The organism is Novosphingobium flavum, from assembly GCF_014230315.1.
Classification (GTDB): Bacteria; Pseudomonadota; Alphaproteobacteria; order Sphingomonadales; family Sphingomonadaceae; genus Novosphingobium; species Novosphingobium flavum.
In genome coordinates, this window is record NZ_JACLAW010000002.1 from 319,539 (window position 1) to 335,849 (window position 16,311).

Below are 16,311 nucleotides of genomic sequence, written 5' to 3' on the forward strand. Positions count from 1 at the left end.
GACGCAAGGCCGCCTTCGGCACAACATCGGCGCTGGCAGACGGCTTGGGGTCCGGGGCCCTTGGCCCCGGATTCAGTCCTTCAGCCTTGCCTCACCCCTTGTAAAGCCTGTCCAGCCGCTCGCCGTAGCGCGCCTTGAGCTTGTGCCGCCGGATCTTCAGGCTCGGGGTCATTTCCTCGTTCGCGATGGAGAACGCCTCGTCGGCAAAGGTGAACTGGCGGACCTTCTCGATCACCGAGAGGTCGCGGTTGACCCGGTCGATCGCCTCGCGAATCGCGCTGCGGAAGGCGGGCAGGTCCTGCAACTCGTCGAAATCGAACTTCTCGTCTTCGGCCCGCGCCCATTCCAGCGCCCATTCGGCATCGGGCACGATCAGGCCAACCACGTAGGGCCGCTTGTCGCCGATCACCATGGCCTGGGCGATCTCCGGCTGGAGGGTGAGCATGCCCTCGATCTTCTGGGGCGAGATGTTGTCGCCCTTGTCGTTGACGATCATGTCCTTCTTGCGGTCGGTGATCATGATCCGCCCGGCCTCGTCGAAGTGGCCGATGTCGCCGGTGTGGAGCCAGCCGTCCCGGATCGCCTTGGCCGTTTCGGTCTCGTTGCGCCAATAGCCGTGCATGACCAGTTCGCCGCGCACGAGGATCTCGCCGTCCTCGGCGATCTTCACTTCCACGCCGGGCAGCGGCGGGCCGACCGTGTCCATCTTGAGGCCTGCGGCGGGGCGGTTGCAGCTGATCACCGGCCCGGCCTCGGTCTGGCCATAGCCCTGCAGCAGGGTCAGCCCCATCGCCGAAAAGAAGGTCCCGATCTCGGGATTGAGCGGCGCCCCGCCCGAAACCATCGCCTTGATCCGCCCGCCGAAGCGCGCCCGCACCTTGGGCCGCAGCAGCTTCTCGATCACGAAATCCCATGGCCGGTCGACCAGCCGGGCCTCTCCCGGCTGGCCCCGCGCCGCCACGCGCAGCGCCTTGTCCATCAGGAAATTGGCGATCCGGCCCTGCTTCTCGACCGATTTCATGATCCGCGTGCGCAGCACCTCGAACAGGCGCGGCACCACCACCATCACGGTGGGGCGCACTTCCTCGATATTGCTGGCGAGCTTTTCCAGCCCCTCGGCGTAATAGATGTGCGCGCCCATGCCCATCGGCAGGAACTGCCCGCCGGTATGCTCATAGGCGTGGGAGAGCGGGAGGAACGAGAGGAATACCTCGTCGTCCCAGCCGAAGTCCTCGGCCAGGACCTCGGCCGCCCCGGCCACGTTGCGCAGGATCATGCCGTGGTGCTGGCGCACCCCGCGCGGGGATCCCCCGGTCCCGCTGGTATAGATCAGGCAGGCCAAGTCCTCGCGCCCGATCCCGGCGATCCGCGCGTCGACGCGGGCGCGGGCGGCGGTCTCGTCGCCGGTCAGCAGGTCCGCCCACAGGTGGGCGTGGCGGTCGCCCAGCTGCGGCAGCTTGAAGTCCTCCAGCGCGATCACGTGAGCGATGTTGCTGCGCAGGACGGCGGGGAGCAGCGCCTTGGCCAGCTTGCCGTCGGCCACGATCACCGCCCGTGCGCCGGAATTGTCGATCACGTGGGCATGATCGCGCTCGGTATTGGTGACATAGGCCGGCACCGTGACCAGCCCGGCGGCCATGATCGCCATGTCGGCGATGAACCATTCGGGACGGTTGTCCGAGACCAGCATCACCCGGTCGCCCGGCTCCAGCCCCATCGTGGTCAGCGCGTCGGCCAGCAGGCAGGCCTGCCGCGCCACCTCGCGCCAGGTCAGCGCGGTCCAGTGGCGGCCGGTGCCATTGGCGCTCTTGGCCCAGAGGAACGGCTTGTCCGCCAGCTCGTCCGCCCGGGCAAGGAACAGGGCAACGAGATTGGGACTCGCGTCGAAATCGGTAAGCTGCACGGTCGATCCTCGCCCCTTATGAGGGCGCAATCTAGAACCGTGGCAGGAATGCCACAAGGCTTAGCGGTTCGGCCCGCTGCGAATCAGGGGGTCACGGCCGCCCCTTCGCTGCGCGGATCGGCCGCGCCGAGCAGGCCGCCGGCCGTCACCTCGATCGCATTGGCCTTGAAGCTGGCCTCGCGCGCCCGCACGTCGGCATGGCCCAGCGCCTTCAGCGCGGGGATCATCGCCTCGTGCGCGGTGCCCTTCTCGACGAAGACCGTATTGCCCGGGGCATAGAGCACCGGCAGGGCAATCGCGTCGCGCGCCGAAAGGTGCCAGTCGAGCACGCCGATGATCGCCTTGGCCACCTGGGCCGGGATCGTCGTCCCCCCGGCGGCGCCGACCGCCAGCTTGAGGTGCCCTTCACCGTCGTAGATCAGGCTCGGCGCCATCGAGCTGCGCGGGCGCTTGTGTGCGGCCACGGCATTGGCGGCGGGCTTGCCGTTCTGTTCGGGGGCGAAATTGAAGTCGGTCAGCTCGTTGTTGAGGAAATAGCCGTTCACCATCAGGCCAGAGCCGAACACGCTCTCGACCGTGTTGGTATAGGAAACCGCCGTTCCGGCGCGGTCCACCGCCACGAAATGGGTCGTACCGTGTTCCTCGGCTCCCTCGGTCGTGGCGCGGGCGAGGGTCTGGGCGCCCGGCGGGGTGCCGGGGCTGACGAGGGCCAGGGTCTTGGCCGGATCGATCAGGGCCGAGCGCGCGGCGAGATAGGCCGGGTCCATCAGGCCCGTGGCGGGCACGGTCACGAAGTCGGGATCGCCGATCCAGCGGTCGCGGTCGGCATAGGCCAGCCGCATCGATTCGGCGATCAGGTGCCAGGCCACCGGCGAATCCGGCCCGAGCGCGGTGAGGTCGAAGCGTTCGAGCTGCTTGAGGATGGCGAAGACCGTGGTCGCGCCCGAGCTGGGCGGCCCCATCCCGCAGATCCGCCACTGCCGGTACATCCCGCAGAGCGGCTGGCGCACCGGGGCGGCATAGGCGGCAAGATCGGCCTCGGTCATCGGCGAGGGCGCGGCGGGGGCATTGTTGACCTCGGCGACCAGCGCCCTGGCATTGGCCCCGGCGTAGAAGGCCCCGGGTCCGTCCTTGGCGATGCGGGTCAGCATGGCGGCGAGCGCCGGGTTCTTCACCCGCGTGCCGATCGGCAGCGGCTCGCCATCCTTGCCATAGTAGAGCGCGCGGGCATCGGCATCGAACGTGCCGCTGCGGCGCGAACGGGTCAGCATGGTCTCAAGCCGGGGCGTGATCAGGAACCCGTCCCGCGCCAGCTTGATCGCCGGCTGGAACAGCGCCGCCCAGGGCAGCTTGCCCCAGCGCCCGTGCGCCGTGGCGGCCAGCGCCAGCGCGCCCGGCACGCCCACGCTCTTGCCGCCCGGCACGAAGGTCTGGAACGGCGCGGGCTTGCCGTCCTTCATGAACCATTGCCCGTCGGCCGCTGCGGGCGCGAATTCGCGCCCGTCGACCGTCTCGACCTCGCCCTTGGCATCGCCGCGCACGAGGAAGCCGCCGCCGCCGATCCCCGAGCTTTGCGGCTCGACCACGTTGAGCGCCAGCATCACCGCGAGCGCCGCATCGGTCGCGCTTCCGCCCTTGCGCAGCATCTCGATCCCGGCCTCGGCCGCGCGGCTGTCCGCAGCCGAGACCATGCCCGGAACGTGAACTGCCGGAGGCGCCTTGGCCTGGGCCGGAACGGCAAGCGAGGTCGCAGCGACCGACAGGGCGAGTGCGAGGGTGACCGGTGAGGCGCGCGAAACGCGGGATAGGTTCATGATTGAAACGTTATTCGGTCCCTACCGCCTCGGCAATGGCCGAAAATCCGTATTGCCGCAGCAGTTGCTCCAGCCCGCGGGTGATCGTCCGGGCGATCCCCGGTCCTTCGTAGACCATGGCCGAATAGAGCTGGACGAGGCTGGCCCCGGCCCGGATGCGGGCAAAGGCGTCCTCGGCCGTGGCGATCCCGCCGACGCCCACCAGCGGTACATTGCCGCCGGTCGCGCCGCGGAAATCGCGCAGCCGCTGCAAGGCAAGGTCCTTGAGCGGCGCGCCCGACAGGCCGCCCGATTCCCCGGCATGGGGCGAGCTGAGCGGCGGGCGCGAGATGGTCGTGTTGGTCACGATCAGGGCGCCCAGCTGCTGCTCGACCGCGATCCGGCTGATCGCGTCGATGTCGGCCGCTTCGAGGTCCGGCGCCACCTTGAGGAAGATCGGCGGGCCAACCTCGCCGCGTCCCTCGCGCACGGCCTCGATCACGGCGGTCAGCGCGCCCTCGTCCTGCAGCGCGCGCAGCCCCGGCGTATTGGGGCTGGAGACGTTGACCGCGAGATAGCTCGCCAGCGGGGCCATCAGTCGCGCCATCGTGGCATAGTCGGCCACACGGTCGGCCGAATCCTTGTTGGCGCCGATGTTGATGCCCACCACGCCGGGCCGCCCGGCGCGCGTCGCCAGCCGTTCCACCGCCGCGCCGGCGCCGCCGTTGTTGAAGCCGAGGCGATTGATGACGGCGCGGTCTTCCTCGAGCCGGAACAGGCGCGGCTTGGGATTGCCGGCCTGGGGCAGGGGCGTGATCGAGCCAACCTCGGCATAGCCGAAGCCGAGGCCGAGGATCGCGTCCGGCACCTCGCCGTCCTTGTCGAATCCGGCGGCAAGGCCGACCGGGTTGGGAAAGGCGATGCCGGCCACTTCGCTCGCCAGCGGCCCCTGTGCAGGTGCAGCAGGAGCAGAGCCGCCGCGCAGCTTGAGCGCGGCAAGGGCAAGGCCGTGGGCACGTTCGGCGTCGATTCGGAACAGGCTGCCGCGCAGGGCGGCATAAATCAGGGAATTGGCCATGCGGGCGGCTATGGCAGGGCCCCGAGGCCGAGTCGATTCCCTACTAACTTGCGATATGGATTTCCAATTCCGGGATGAAACCGATTGCTGTTGCATAAGTGCATCACTTTTCGCACCTGCAATGTCGATTCCATACAATTACCGAGGGCCGAGTCGGGCCTATCCCCGTTGTGCGACCCGAAGGGCTCGTCGCACTCGTGCGGAGAGTTCCTTGACTTAACGGCGGCGAGACGACGCAAGGCGTTCGTTTCGCCGCCCTTTTTTTGTTGGCCATGCTGCGCTGCGGCGGATTGGCACCGTCGGCGATTGTAAAGCGCGGGGTGTGCGCCTAGATAACCGGAACGAATCAATCCGATTTCGTTCCGGAGCCCTTCCATGCGCTTGTCCAGCATGGCCGACTATGCCGTCCTGACGATGACCGCGGCCTCGCGGCATTGCGGCCGCGCGCGGGTCAGCGCCGCCCAGCTGGCGGAAGAAACCGGGCTTCCCGTCCCCACCGTGCAGAAACTGGTCAGCCGGCTCGCCGCCGCCGGGCTGATCCGCTCGTCGCGCGGGCAGGGCGGTGGGCTCAAGCTCTCGCGTCCGGCCGCGGCGATCACGCTCGCCGATATCGTCGAGGCGGTTGAAGGCCCGATCGCCATCGCCTCCTGCGTCGAGCAGGGCAAGCACGATTGCTCGCTGGAAGCCGGCTGCATGCTGCGTCCGCACTGGCCGGTGGTCAACCAGGCCCTGCGCGGCGCGCTGGCCCAGGTCTCGCTGGTCCAGCTCGCCAGCCCTTATCAACACGTCCCCCACCTGCCGATGGAGCACAGTCCAGCCGTGGAGTTGCAGTCATGACCGAAGAAACCACGGTCAAGGATCAGGCGGCACGCGATGCCGCCGCCCGCGTTGCCGAGTACGAGCACGGCTGGGTCGCCGATATCGAGCAGGAATATGGCCCCAAGGGCCTGTCCGAAGATACGGTTCGCTTCATCTCGGCCAAGAAGAACGAGCCCGAATGGATGCTCGAATGGCGGCTCAAGGCCTATCGCTACTGGCTGACCATGCCGATGCCGGACTGGGCCAAGCTCAAGATCCCGCCGATCGACTATCAGGAGGCCTATTACTGGGCAGCGCCCAAGGCCAAGAAGACGCTCGGCAGCCTCGACGAGGTCGATCCCGAAATCCTGCGCGTCTATGAAAAGCTCGGCATCCCGCTGGAAGAGCAGAAAGTGCTCGCCGGGGTGGAGGGCGCGCGCAAGGTCGCGGTCGACGCGGTGTTCGACTCTGTCTCCGTCGCCACCACCTTCCGCAAGGAACTGGAAGCGGCCGGGGTCATCTTCCGCTCGATCTCCGAGGCGATCCGCGAATATCCCGAGCTGGTCCGCAAGTGGCTCGGCAAGGTCGTGCCCCAGCACGACAATTACTTCGCCGCCCTCAACTGCGCGGTCTTTTCCGACGGCACCTTCGTCTATGTGCCCGAGGGCGTGCGCTGCCCGATGGAGCTGTCGACCTATTTCCGCATCAACGCGGAAAACACCGGCCAGTTCGAACGCACCCTGATCGTGGCCGACAAGGGGGCCTATGTCTCCTATCTCGAAGGGTGCACTGCCCCCCAGCGCGACGAGAACCAGCTTCACGCCGCCGTGGTCGAACTGGTCGCGCTCGACGATGCCGAGATCAAGTATTCCACCGTGCAGAACTGGTATCCCGGTGATGCGCAGGGGAAGGGCGGGATCTACAATTTCGTGACCAAGCGGGCCCTGTGCCAAGGCGCGCGCTCCAAGGTCTCGTGGACCCAGGTCGAAACCGGCTCGGCCATCACCTGGAAGTATCCCTCCTGCGTCCTCAACGGAGATGACAGTGTTGGCGAGTTCTACTCGGTCGCGGTCACCAACAATTACCAGCAGGCCGATACCGGCACCAAGATGATCCACAACGGCAAGCGCAGCCGCTCGACCATCGTGTCGAAGGGGATCAGCGCGGGCCATTCCAACAACACCTATCGCGGCCTCGTCCGCATCGCGCCCCAGGCCGAAGGCGTGCGCAACTTCACCCAGTGCGACAGCCTGCTGCTCGGCGCCGAATGCGGGGCCCACACCGTGCCCTATATCGAGGTGCGCAACCCCAGCGCGCAGGTGGAGCATGAGGCGACCACCAGCAAGATCAGCGACGACCAGCTGTTCTACGCCATGCAACGCGGGCTCGGCCAGGAAGAGGCCGTGGCCCTGATCGTCAACGGATTTGCGAAGGAAGTGCTGCAACAGCTGCCGATGGAATTCGCGGTCGAAGCCCAGAAACTGCTGGGCATCTCACTCGAAGGATCGGTCGGATGACCCGCAAGACACTTTCCGTCCGCCTTGACGACGGCGCCGAGGCTGCCCGCCCGGTCCGCGCCAGCGCCGAACGCCTCGCCCGGCTCAAGGAACACGCCAAGGTCCTGCGCCGCGAGCCGACCGAGGCCGAGGCCCTGCTCTGGGGAAAGCTCGAAGGCGCGCGCCTCGGCGGGATCAAGTTCAGCCGCAAGGCCGTGGTCGGCACCGGAATCGTCGATTTCGCCTGCCCCTCGCGCTGGCTGGTCGTCTCGCTCACCCAGCCGGGCTCCAACCCCGAAATCGATGCCTTGCAGGACCGCAAGCTGGCCGAAACCGGCATCCGCGTCCTGCGCTTCACCGCCGATGAGGTGACCGGCGAGCTTGACCGCGTGGTCAAGGAGATCGCTGCCACCGCCAACACACCGTTCGAACGCCCCGGCCGCCCGCAAGGGCGCGGGCGCCAGGGATGACCATGCTCCAGATCACCGACCTCCAGGCCTCCGTGGCCGACAAGCCGATCCTCAAGGGCCTCTCGCTCACCGTGAACGCGGGCGAGATTCACGCGATCATGGGCCCCAACGGCGCCGGCAAGTCGACGCTCGGCTATGTCCTCGGCGGCCGCCCCGGCTATGAAGTGACCGGCGGCTCGGTCACGCTCGATGGCCAGAATGGCGAAAAGATCGACCTGCTCGAACTCGATCCGCACGAGCGCGCCGCCGCCGGCCTGTTCCTCGGCTTCCAGTACCCGGTCGAAATTCCCGGCGTGTCCAACGTCCAGTTCCTGCGCGAAGCGGCCAATGCCCAGCGCAAGGCGAGGGGGCAGGACCCGCTCTCGGGCGGCGAATTCCTCAAGCTGGCGCGCGAAAAGGCGGGCCTGCTGCGGATGGACATGGACATGCTCAAGCGCCCGGTGAACGTCGGCTTCTCCGGCGGTGAGAAGAAGCGCAACGAGATGGTCCAGATGGGCATCCTCGATCCCAAGCTCGCCATCCTCGATGAAACCGATTCCGGCCTCGACATCGATGCCCTGCGCATCTGCGGCGAGGGGATCAACGCGATCATGCGCCGGCCCGACAAGGCCGTGCTGCTCATCACCCACTACCAGCGCCTGCTCGACTATGTGAAGCCGGACTTCGTCCACGTCCTCGCGGGCGGCCGCATCGTCAAGTCGGGCGGTCCCGAACTCGCGCTCCAACTGGAGAGCGAGGGCTACGAGGCCGTCGCCGCATGATCGCGCTCGCCCTTCTGGCCGAGGCGCTGACCGCGCCGGACCCGGTGCCGCTGCGCACGGCGGTCGAAAAGTGCGACCGGGCGGGCATGGCCGCGCTCAGCCGCGACGAGCCGCATCGCCGCGCGGTCTTCGCCGCGGCGGTCTATGACGAACAACGCGCGATCAGCGCCGAGCGGGCCGCGCTCGATGCTTCGCCCGCTGGTGGTAATGGCCCGTCGGAGGCCGGTCAGGCCACGCTCGGCGCCGCCCGCGCCGCGCTCGACGCCCGCCAGCGCCGGCTCGACAATGCCCGTGCCGACGAGAGGGCCTGGCGCAATCTGGTGGAAGACTGGCGCGCTGATTTCCTCGCCAATTGCACCGGGCGGAGGAACGCCGATGCTCGCTGAACTCGCCCTGCCCACCCGGCACGAGGAAGACTACCGCTACACCGACCTCGCCGCGCTGGAGGCCGCATGGCCCGTCGCGCGCGAGGAAATCGTGGTCGCGGCTGGCGAAAGCGGCCAGCTCGCGCTGGTCATGGGCGAGGGCGCTGCAGCCCGCCACCTCGTCATCACCCTCGGCGATGAAGCCCGCTTCGACCTGCGCGTGCTCAACGCGGCGGGCCATTTCGGCCGCGTCGCGGTCGATGTCCGGATGGGCCGCGCCGCCGATTTCACCCTCGGCTGCGCCCAGCTGGGCGGCGGCGACGAAACGGTCGAGATCGTCACCGAAGTGACTCACGCCGAGCCTGACGCGACCAGCCGCCAGGTCGTCCGCTCGGTTCTCGGCGGCAAGGCCACCGGCACCTATCTCGGCCGGGTCGCGGTGGAACGCGGTGCCGATGGCACCGACGCCGCACAGTCGGTCCGCGCCATGCTGCTCGATCGCACGGCCACGGCGAATGCCCGGCCCGAGCTTGAGATCTACGCAGATGACGTCAAGTGCGCGCACGGCTGCGCGGTCGGCGAACTCGATCAGACCGGCCTGTTCTACCTCCAGTCGCGCGGGCTCCCGCCCGCCGAGGCCAAGCGCCTGATGTTGCAGGCTTTCGTTGCCGAGGCCTTCGTCGGCGCGCCCGACGAGGAGCGCCTCAACGCAGCCGCCCTCGCGGCGCTCGAGGTCCTGCTGTGAGCGTCGCGCTCGCCCCGTCGCGCCTCCGGGCCGATTTCCCCGGCCTCGTCACGCCGGGCGGGGAAGTGTGGCACTACCTCGACACCGGAGCCACCGCGCAGAAGCCGCAGGCCGTGATCGACGCCACCGTGCGCGCCATGGGGGCGGACTACGCCACGGTCCATCGCGGGGTCTATGGCCGCTCGGCCGAGATGACGCTGGCTTTCGAGGCCGCCCGCCGCAAGGTGGCGATGTTCCTCGGCGGGGCGGAGGACGAGATCGTCTTCACCCGCGGCGCGACCGAGGCGATCAACCTCGTCGCCCAGACCTGGGGCCTCGAAAACCTGCGGGCCGGTGACCGCATCCTGCTGTCCGAGCTCGAACACCATTCCAATATCGTTCCGTGGCAGTTGCTGCAGGCTCGCACCGGCGTTGCAATCGACGTCTGCCCGCTGACCGCAGACGGCAAGATCGACCTCGCCGCCGCCGAAAAGATCCTCACCCCGGCGCACAAGCTGGTCGCCTTTGCCCATGTTTCCAATGTCCTGGGCTCAGTGCTTCACGTGGAACATGCCGCGGCGCTGGCGCACAATGTCGGCGCGAAGATCCTGATCGACGGCTGCCAGGCCGTGCCCCGGCTCAAGGTCGACGTCGCCGCGCTCGGCGCAGATTTCTACGTCTTTTCAGCGCATAAGCTTTACGGCCCCACCGGGATCGGCGCGCTCTGGGCCCGCCGCGAAATCCTCGATGCCATGCCGCCCTATCAGGGTGGCGGCTCGATGATCGACCGCGTCACCTTCGCGCGCACCACCTATGCCCCGCCGCCGCAGCGGTTCGAGGCCGGCACCCCGGCCATCGTCGAGGCGATCGGCCTCGGCGCGGCGATCGACTATGTCGAGGCGATCGGGCTCGACCGGCTCCATGTCCACGAAGTCGCGCTCGCCCGCCAGCTGCGCGAGGAACTGCGCCGCACCAATGCGGTCACGGTGTTCGGGCCGGATGACGCGGTCGGCGTGGTCTCCTTCGCGGTCGAAGGGGTCCATCCCCACGATCTCGGCACGATCCTGGACGAGGAAAACGTCGCGATCCGCGCCGGGCACCACTGCGCCCAGCCGCTGATGGACCACCTTGGCGTTCCCGCCACGGCCCGCGCCAGCTTCGGCCTCTACAACGACGAGACAGACATTGCCGCGCTGCTGCGCGGGATCGAACGGACGAAAAGGATTTTCGGATGAACGGCGAAGACACGCCGAAATTCACGGTCGAGGAAGTCGACGCGGTCGATTCCCCCAAGCGTGCCCGGGTCGAGGACCTGCCCGAGAGCGCGCCAGAAACCGTAGCCGAAAAGCTCGGCCGCAAGCGCGACTACCTCGAAGGCTTCCTCGCCGCTCAGCCGAGCGGCCTCGCCCCCACCGAACCCGGCGGCGATCTTTACGAAGCCGTGATCGGCGCGCTGAAGGAAATCTTCGACCCGGAAATCCCGGTCAACATCTACGATCTCGGCCTGATCTACGGGGTCGACATCACCCCCGAAGGCGGCGTCGCGGTCACGATGACCCTGACCACGCCGCATTGCCCCGTGGCCGAATCGATGCCCGGCGAGGTCGAACTGCGCGTCGCCTCGGTCCCCGGCGTGCGCGATGCCGAGGTCAATCTCGTCTGGGACCCGCCATGGGACCCCCAGAAGATGAGCGACGAAGCCAAGCTAGAACTGGGAATGCTGTAGCGGCAGCCCCACATAGGCAGAACCATGACCGAAACCACCACCCGCCCGACGCGCCCGGCCCGCCCCGCTGCCGTGATCCTGACCCCCGCCGCCGAGGACCGGGTCGCCGCGCTCATGGCCAGCGCGCCCGAAGGCGCGATCGGGGTCAAGCTCTCGACCCCGCGCCGGGGCTGCTCGGGCCTCGCCTACTCGGTCGACTACGTGACCGAGGCCCAGCCTTTCGACGAGCGGATCGAGACCCCCGGCGGCCTGTTCTTCATCGACAGTGCCTCGGTGCTCTACCTCGTCGGCTCGACGATGGACTGGCAGGAGGATGATTTCACCGCCGGCTTCGTTTTCCAGAATCCGAATGCCAAGGGCTCCTGCGGCTGCGGCGAGAGCTTCACCGTCTGACCCGCCGCGCGGGGGCAACCTGGCTGCGGCCGAGCCCTTCGCGCAAAGCAGAATCTTCAAGTAAATGACGGTAAGATAGGGATCAATTGGACTAATCGGGGGAGCGCGGGTGCGGGGGCCGGACAACGTCGACTGGAACGATCTCTTTCTGTCTGCCGCCTTGCAGCCCGAGCAATGGCCCGAGGCGCTTGATGCCATGGCCCGCCATACCGGATCGGCGCGCGGGCAGTTGATCGGCATCGGCGGCGACCGCGACATTCCGTTCAACATCGTCACCCATTTCGCGCCGCCTGCCTTCGAGGAATTCCTCCGGATCGGCGGTGCCTCGCCCTCGGTCAATTTCCGCATTGCAGCTTGCAACCGCGACATTGCGCGGGGGCGCTACGACAGCCTGCTGCATGAGAAACACTACGATGCCGTCATGCCGCAGCTCGAAGACCGGCGCTATGCCGACTGGTGCGAGGAACAGGGCATTCCCTTCGGCTGCCAGACCAACCTCGTCGTCGATCGGCTCGGCCTGGTCGGCCTCGCCGTGTTGCGCACCCGCCGCGATGGCCGCACCACCCCGGCCCAGCGCCGCACTTTCGCCGCCGCCGCCGATGCCGCGCGGCGCGCCGTGCGCCTGCAGGAGCGGCTGGAGGGAGAGCAGGCCCGCTTCCTCGCCGGGGCCTTCGACGTGATCGCCGCCACGGCCTTCATCCTCGATTCGCGCGGCCGGGTCGCGGCGCTCACCGCCAAGGCCGAGGCGCTGGTCGCCAGCGGCGCGGTCGGCCTGCGCCAGGGCCAGCTCGAGGGCGAGGCCTCGCCACTGTCGCTGGGTCAGGCCACCGCCGCGCTGACCGGGGCGGAGGGCCTCCAGCACCTGCGCCTCAAGATCGACGGCGGGGACGAGCGCCCCGGACTGTTCCTCGAAGGTTTCCGGCTGCCGCGGCGCGATTGGTCGTTCGGCCACCTGCCCCATGCGATCCTGCTGGTGAAGCAGCCCCAGCGTGACCGGGCGGGAATTTCCGCTTTTCTTTCCGCGCTTTACCGGCTGACCACGGCCGAGGCCGAAATCGCCATGCGCCTGTTCGACGGGAAGGGCCGGGCCGAGCTCTGCGCCGAGCGCGGGGTGACCCCGGAAACGCTGCGCGGCCAGATCAAGTCGATCTGCGCCAAGACCGGATCGGAAAACGAAGCCCGCCTGATGCGCCTGCTCGCCGCGATCATGACCTGAGCGCCCCGTCCGGTCTGGGCGCAGGGCAAAAAAATGCCCGGCCGGAACGCCAGTCAAACTGAACGCATTCCGGCCGGGCAGTGAAAGGATGAAAATCATCCTTCGGGTCGCACGACCTGAATAGTCGCTGACCGAGGCCGGCGCATCCCCCATGAGGGGGATATTCCGCTATATCCTTAGATAGGTGTGGAAAAGTGGTCAGCGAAACCCTGGCCCGGCGTCAGGCGCCCCGGGCCTGTTCCACCACGATGAAGCGCAGGAGCGCCTTGTCCAGCGCGTCAAGCTGGCGGTTGGCATCGACCTGGCGCTGCAACCAGGCGTCTTCCAGCTCGGTCACCTTGTGGTCGCCGGCCACTTCCGAAGCGAGGTCACGCTCGGTCCCCTTGCGGCCGAAGCCGAGCACGCGGCTGGCCGCCTCGGCGAAGCTGCCGCCGATGTCGCTCCGCGCCATGCGCCCGAAAAAGGCGCCGATGCGGGGGTTGGCGTCGCCCATGAAGCGCTCCAGTTCCAGCGCGCGTTCGGCCGAGAGCTGGGCAAAGCGGTTGTGCGCCATCAGGTGGTTGGCCACGGCCTTGACGAAGAGGTCCGGCCATTCCGGTGCATTGTCCGCCCCCAGCGTGGCGTCCTTGAGACGGAACAGCATTTCCGCCTCGGCGCGGCTGACCCCGCCGGGGGCCTCGCTGACGAAGGAATAGATGATCCGGCTGAGCAGGCGGCACTCGGCCGGGGTGATCCGGGCCGCGTCAATCTGGCCGCCGTCGCGGGTCGGACCCTGCCCGGTCAGCACGATCTGCTCGACCTGGGCGAGGGCATAGTCGCGCAGCCGCTCGGGCACGCGCTCGGCCCGCTCGAACAGGTGGGCCAGCAGCTCCAGCTCGGCCATGGTCTCGACCTGGCCCGAACGGTCCAGCCGTTCGATCAGCCATTCGGCCTGGTCCTCGCCGACGAAGCCGCGCGGTGACCCGCCCGACAGGATATATTCGCCCAGCGCCTCGACGAAGAAGTCGGTCCACTCCAGCGTCCGCTCGGCAAGGTGGTCGTTGAGCACGAACAGGGCCTCGGCCTCAGCCGGCTCGATCCGGCCGTCGCCCCAGCCTTCGCGGCGCAGCGCAAGGATCTCGTCGGCGGTAATCTGCCCGTCGGCCTGGGCCTGGTCGGCTAGAGTGCGGAACTGGAAAGTCATGTGGCTGTCCCCCGATGGCGGGCACACGGATGCCGCCCGAATATGCCGGAGGTATCGGCCAAAAGCGGTTAAGACCGGGTTACGGACGCGCCCGCAGCGCCGGCCGGGGAGGGCGGCCCGGGGCTCAGGGCCGGCGCTTGCGCAGCGCGGAAACGCAGGCGGCGCGGTCCACGTCCTGCGCATCGCTTGCCCGCCGCGCATCGACATAGGTCGCCTGCGGCTCGCGCCCGGGCGCGGGCGGGAACAGGTAAATGTCGAGCACGCAGGGCACGCCGGAATATTGCAGCTTGCGGGCATCGCCTTCCTGCACGTCGAGCCGGGGCGGGCCGAACTGGCGGGCAAGGTCCGCGCCGGTCGCGCCGATCACCCCTTCAAGCCCGGGCAGGGCCTGGACCTGCGCCGGCGGCGGAGCGCTGCGCACCGGTGCGCGCACGGTCGAGCGCGGCACCCGGCTGGGCATCGAGACGCTCTTGACCGGGCCGGAATTGCCGCCGCCGCAGGCCGACAGGGCGAAGGCGAGCGTGGCGGGGAGAAGGGCAAGTGGACGCATCATCGCCCTTCGCATTGCCCGGCGCCAGACCCAAGTCAACCGCGGGCCGCGTCGTCCGCCTTGCCGCCGGGGCGACCGGACGTTAGGTCCGCTCGAAAGTCATTTTTCGCAAGGGATTCCAATCCGCATGCCAGATACCCGGTTCGACGTCATCGCCATCGGCAACGCCATCGTCGACATCATGGCCCCCGCCCAGGAAGCGGGCATCGCCGCACTGGGTCTCGCCAAGGGCGGGATGACCCTGGTCGATGCGCCCCGCGCCCGCGAGCTTTACGACGCGATGGGCCCGGCGCGCGAGATTTCGGGCGGTTCGGCGGCCAACACCCTCGCCGGGCTCGCCGCGCTTGGCGCGCGCTGCGCCTTCATCGGGCAGGTGGCCGACGACCAGTTCGGCCAGGTCTTCGCGCACGATATCCGCGCTGGCGGCATCGCCTTCGAAACCCCCGTGCGCGACGCCGGGCCGCCCACCGCCCAGTGCCTGATCTTCGTCACCCCCGATGGCCAGCGCACAATGAACACCTTCCTCGGCGCCTCGCAGTTCCTCCCCGCCGCCGCGCTCGACGATGAGCAGATCGCCGCCGCTTCGGTCCTCTACCTCGAAGGCTACCTGTGGGACCCGGAAGAGCCCCGCGCCGCCATGCGCCGCGCCATCGCCGCCGCGCGCGACGCCGGGCGCAAGGTTGCCTTCACGCTGTCCGATGGTTTCGTCATCGCCCGCCACGGCGATGATTTCCGCGCCCTGATCGCGGATGGCCAGATCGACATCCTCTTCGCCAACGAGCACGAACTCGCCGCCCTGACCGGCATCGAGGACTTCCACGAGGGGATCGGCCACCTCGGCGGCAAAGTGCCGACCGTGGTCGTCACCCGCTCGGAAAAGGGCGCCTATGCCATCAGCAATGGCGAGCACGCCGAGGTTCCGGCCGAACCCATTGCCCGGGTGGTCGACACCACCGGCGCGGGCGATCTGTTCGCCGCCGGTTTCCTCTTCGGCTACACCCGCGCCCGTCCGCTCGCCGAATGCCTCAAGCTCGGCGCGATCTGCGCCGCCGAGGTGATCAGCCACTACGGCGCCCGGCCCGAGGCGGACCTGACCGAACTGGTCGCGGAAATGCTGGGCTGAAGGCCGCCTTGCCGAAGGCCGGGCTCAGCCGAGCAGGGCGAGCACGGCCTCGGCGGTCGCCACGGAGCTGGCCGGGTTCTGCCCGGTCACGAGCTGCCCGTCGACCACGGCGTGGACCGACCAGTCCTCGCCCTTCTCGTAAAGCCCGCCCAGTGCCTTGAACTCGTCCTCGATCGAGAAGGGGACGACCGCAGTCAGCCCGGCGATCGCTTCCTCGCTATTGGAAAAGCCCGTTACGCGGCGGCCCTTTACCAGCGGTTCGCCGTCCGCCGCGCGGGTGCGGCGCAGCGCGGCCGGGCCATGGCAGACGAGGCCCACCGGCTTGCCCGCGCCCAGCGCGGTCTCGATCAGGGCGATAGAGGGTGCGCTTTCGGCCAGATCCCACAGCGGGCCGTGGCCGCCCGGGTAGAACACCGCGTCGAACGCGGCCACGTCGACTTCGCCCAGCGGCAGGGTCGCGGCGAGGGCAGCCTGGCCTTCGGCGTCGGCGGTGAAACGCTCGGTCGCCTCGCTCTGTGCATCGGGCGCATCGCTCTTGGGATCGCGCGGCGGCTGGCCGCCCTTCGGCGAGGCGAGCACGATCTCGGCCCCGTTGTCCTTGAACGTGTAATAGGGCGCGGCGAATTCCTCGAACCAGTAGCCGGTCTTCTCCCCGGTCTCGCCAAGGCTGTCGTGGGAGGTGAGCACCATCAGAATCTTGGTCATGGCACTGCTTTCAGGGAGAGAGGCGGG

At 68.5% G+C, this 16,311-nt stretch carries 17 protein-coding genes; 11 read left to right on the forward strand and 6 right to left on the reverse strand.

The genetic code is table 11. The annotated features are described in order from the left end of the window. Positions 1-91: 91 nt before the first annotated feature. From H7F51_RS03485 to H7F51_RS03495, 3 genes are all read right to left on the reverse strand, one after another. Positions 92-1,903: an AMP-binding protein gene (locus H7F51_RS03485; RefSeq protein WP_185662816.1), complete on the reverse strand. Its 1,812-nt coding sequence runs from the start codon at positions 1,901-1,903 to the stop codon at positions 92-94. Positions 1,904-1,986: 83 nt separating this feature from the next. Further along, positions 1,987-3,717, reverse strand: a complete 1,731-nt coding sequence (gene ggt, locus H7F51_RS03490; RefSeq protein WP_185662817.1) for a gamma-glutamyltransferase — start codon at positions 3,715-3,717, stop codon at positions 1,987-1,989. A gap of 10 nt (positions 3,718-3,727) precedes the next feature. Next, positions 3,728-4,774 (reverse strand): quinone-dependent dihydroorotate dehydrogenase, encoded by a 1,047-nt coding sequence (locus H7F51_RS03495; protein WP_185662818.1) that lies wholly within the window; start codon positions 4,772-4,774, stop codon positions 3,728-3,730. Between the two features lie 375 nt (positions 4,775-5,149). Here H7F51_RS03495 and H7F51_RS03500 point away from each other — a divergent pair, with 375 nt between their 5' ends. The 10 genes from H7F51_RS03500 to H7F51_RS03545 all read left to right on the forward strand — a co-directional run bounded on the left by H7F51_RS03500 (position 5,150) and on the right by H7F51_RS03545 (position 12,723). Beyond that, positions 5,150-5,611 (forward strand): SUF system Fe-S cluster assembly regulator, encoded by a 462-nt coding sequence (locus H7F51_RS03500; protein ID WP_185662819.1) that lies wholly within the window; start codon positions 5,150-5,152, stop codon positions 5,609-5,611. Further along, positions 5,608-7,089 carry a Fe-S cluster assembly protein SufB gene (gene sufB, locus H7F51_RS03505; RefSeq protein WP_185662820.1) on the forward strand — a complete coding sequence of 494 codons (1,482 nt, stop codon included), beginning with the start codon at positions 5,608-5,610 and terminating at the stop codon, positions 7,087-7,089. The genes H7F51_RS03500 and sufB overlap by 4 nt, the downstream gene beginning before the upstream one ends. Then, positions 7,086-7,538, forward strand: coding sequence for an endonuclease domain-containing protein (locus H7F51_RS03510; protein ID WP_185662821.1), 453 nt, complete (start codon positions 7,086-7,088; stop codon positions 7,536-7,538). Before sufB ends, H7F51_RS03510 begins: the two co-directional genes overlap by 4 nt. Before the next feature lie 2 nt (positions 7,539-7,540). Continuing rightward, complete coding sequence (gene sufC, locus H7F51_RS03515) at positions 7,541-8,299, forward strand: Fe-S cluster assembly ATPase SufC (protein WP_185662822.1); 759 nt, start codon at positions 7,541-7,543, stop codon at positions 8,297-8,299. Continuing rightward, positions 8,296-8,685: a hypothetical protein gene (locus H7F51_RS03520; protein WP_185662823.1), complete on the forward strand. Its 390-nt coding sequence runs from the start codon at positions 8,296-8,298 to the stop codon at positions 8,683-8,685. The genes sufC and H7F51_RS03520 overlap by 4 nt, the downstream gene beginning before the upstream one ends. Next, positions 8,675-9,409 (forward strand): SufD family Fe-S cluster assembly protein, encoded by a 735-nt coding sequence (locus H7F51_RS03525; protein ID WP_185662824.1) that lies wholly within the window; start codon positions 8,675-8,677, stop codon positions 9,407-9,409. Before H7F51_RS03520 ends, H7F51_RS03525 begins: the two co-directional genes overlap by 11 nt. Continuing rightward, positions 9,406-10,623 (forward strand): SufS family cysteine desulfurase, encoded by a 1,218-nt coding sequence (locus H7F51_RS03530; RefSeq protein ID WP_185662825.1) that lies wholly within the window; start codon positions 9,406-9,408, stop codon positions 10,621-10,623. The genes H7F51_RS03525 and H7F51_RS03530 overlap by 4 nt, the downstream gene beginning before the upstream one ends. Continuing rightward, a complete protein-coding gene (locus tag H7F51_RS03535) occupies positions 10,620-11,114 on the forward strand; it encodes an SUF system Fe-S cluster assembly protein (RefSeq protein WP_185662826.1) in 495 nt (164 codons plus the stop codon). The genes H7F51_RS03530 and H7F51_RS03535 overlap by 4 nt, the downstream gene beginning before the upstream one ends. A 24-nt stretch (positions 11,115-11,138) precedes the next feature. Beyond that, entirely contained in the window at positions 11,139-11,507 is a 369-nt protein-coding gene (locus H7F51_RS03540; RefSeq protein WP_185662827.1) for a HesB/IscA family protein, read from the forward strand. A gap of 109 nt (positions 11,508-11,616) precedes the next feature. Beyond that, a complete protein-coding gene (locus H7F51_RS03545; protein WP_185662828.1) occupies positions 11,617-12,723 on the forward strand; it encodes a helix-turn-helix transcriptional regulator in 1,107 nt (368 codons plus the stop codon). Between the two features lie 220 nt (positions 12,724-12,943). Here H7F51_RS03545 and H7F51_RS03550 read toward each other — a convergent pair whose 3' ends face one another. Further along, the gene (locus tag H7F51_RS03550) at positions 12,944-13,906 is read right to left on the reverse strand and encodes a hypothetical protein (protein ID WP_185662829.1); all 963 of its coding nucleotides are present in this window, start codon (positions 13,904-13,906) and stop codon (positions 12,944-12,946) included. A gap of 124 nt (positions 13,907-14,030) precedes the next feature. Then, positions 14,031-14,459: a hypothetical protein gene (locus H7F51_RS03555; protein ID WP_425491004.1), complete on the reverse strand. Its 429-nt coding sequence runs from the start codon at positions 14,457-14,459 to the stop codon at positions 14,031-14,033. A gap of 124 nt (positions 14,460-14,583) precedes the next feature. Here H7F51_RS03555 and H7F51_RS03560 point away from each other — a divergent pair, with 124 nt between their 5' ends. Next, positions 14,584-15,579, forward strand: a complete 996-nt coding sequence (locus H7F51_RS03560; RefSeq protein ID WP_185662830.1) for an adenosine kinase — start codon at positions 14,584-14,586, stop codon at positions 15,577-15,579. A gap of 24 nt (positions 15,580-15,603) precedes the next feature. Here H7F51_RS03560 and H7F51_RS03565 read toward each other — a convergent pair whose 3' ends face one another. Beyond that, positions 15,604-16,284, reverse strand: coding sequence for a type 1 glutamine amidotransferase domain-containing protein (locus H7F51_RS03565; protein WP_185662831.1), 681 nt, complete (start codon positions 16,282-16,284; stop codon positions 15,604-15,606). Between the last annotated feature and the right edge of the window lie 27 nt (positions 16,285-16,311).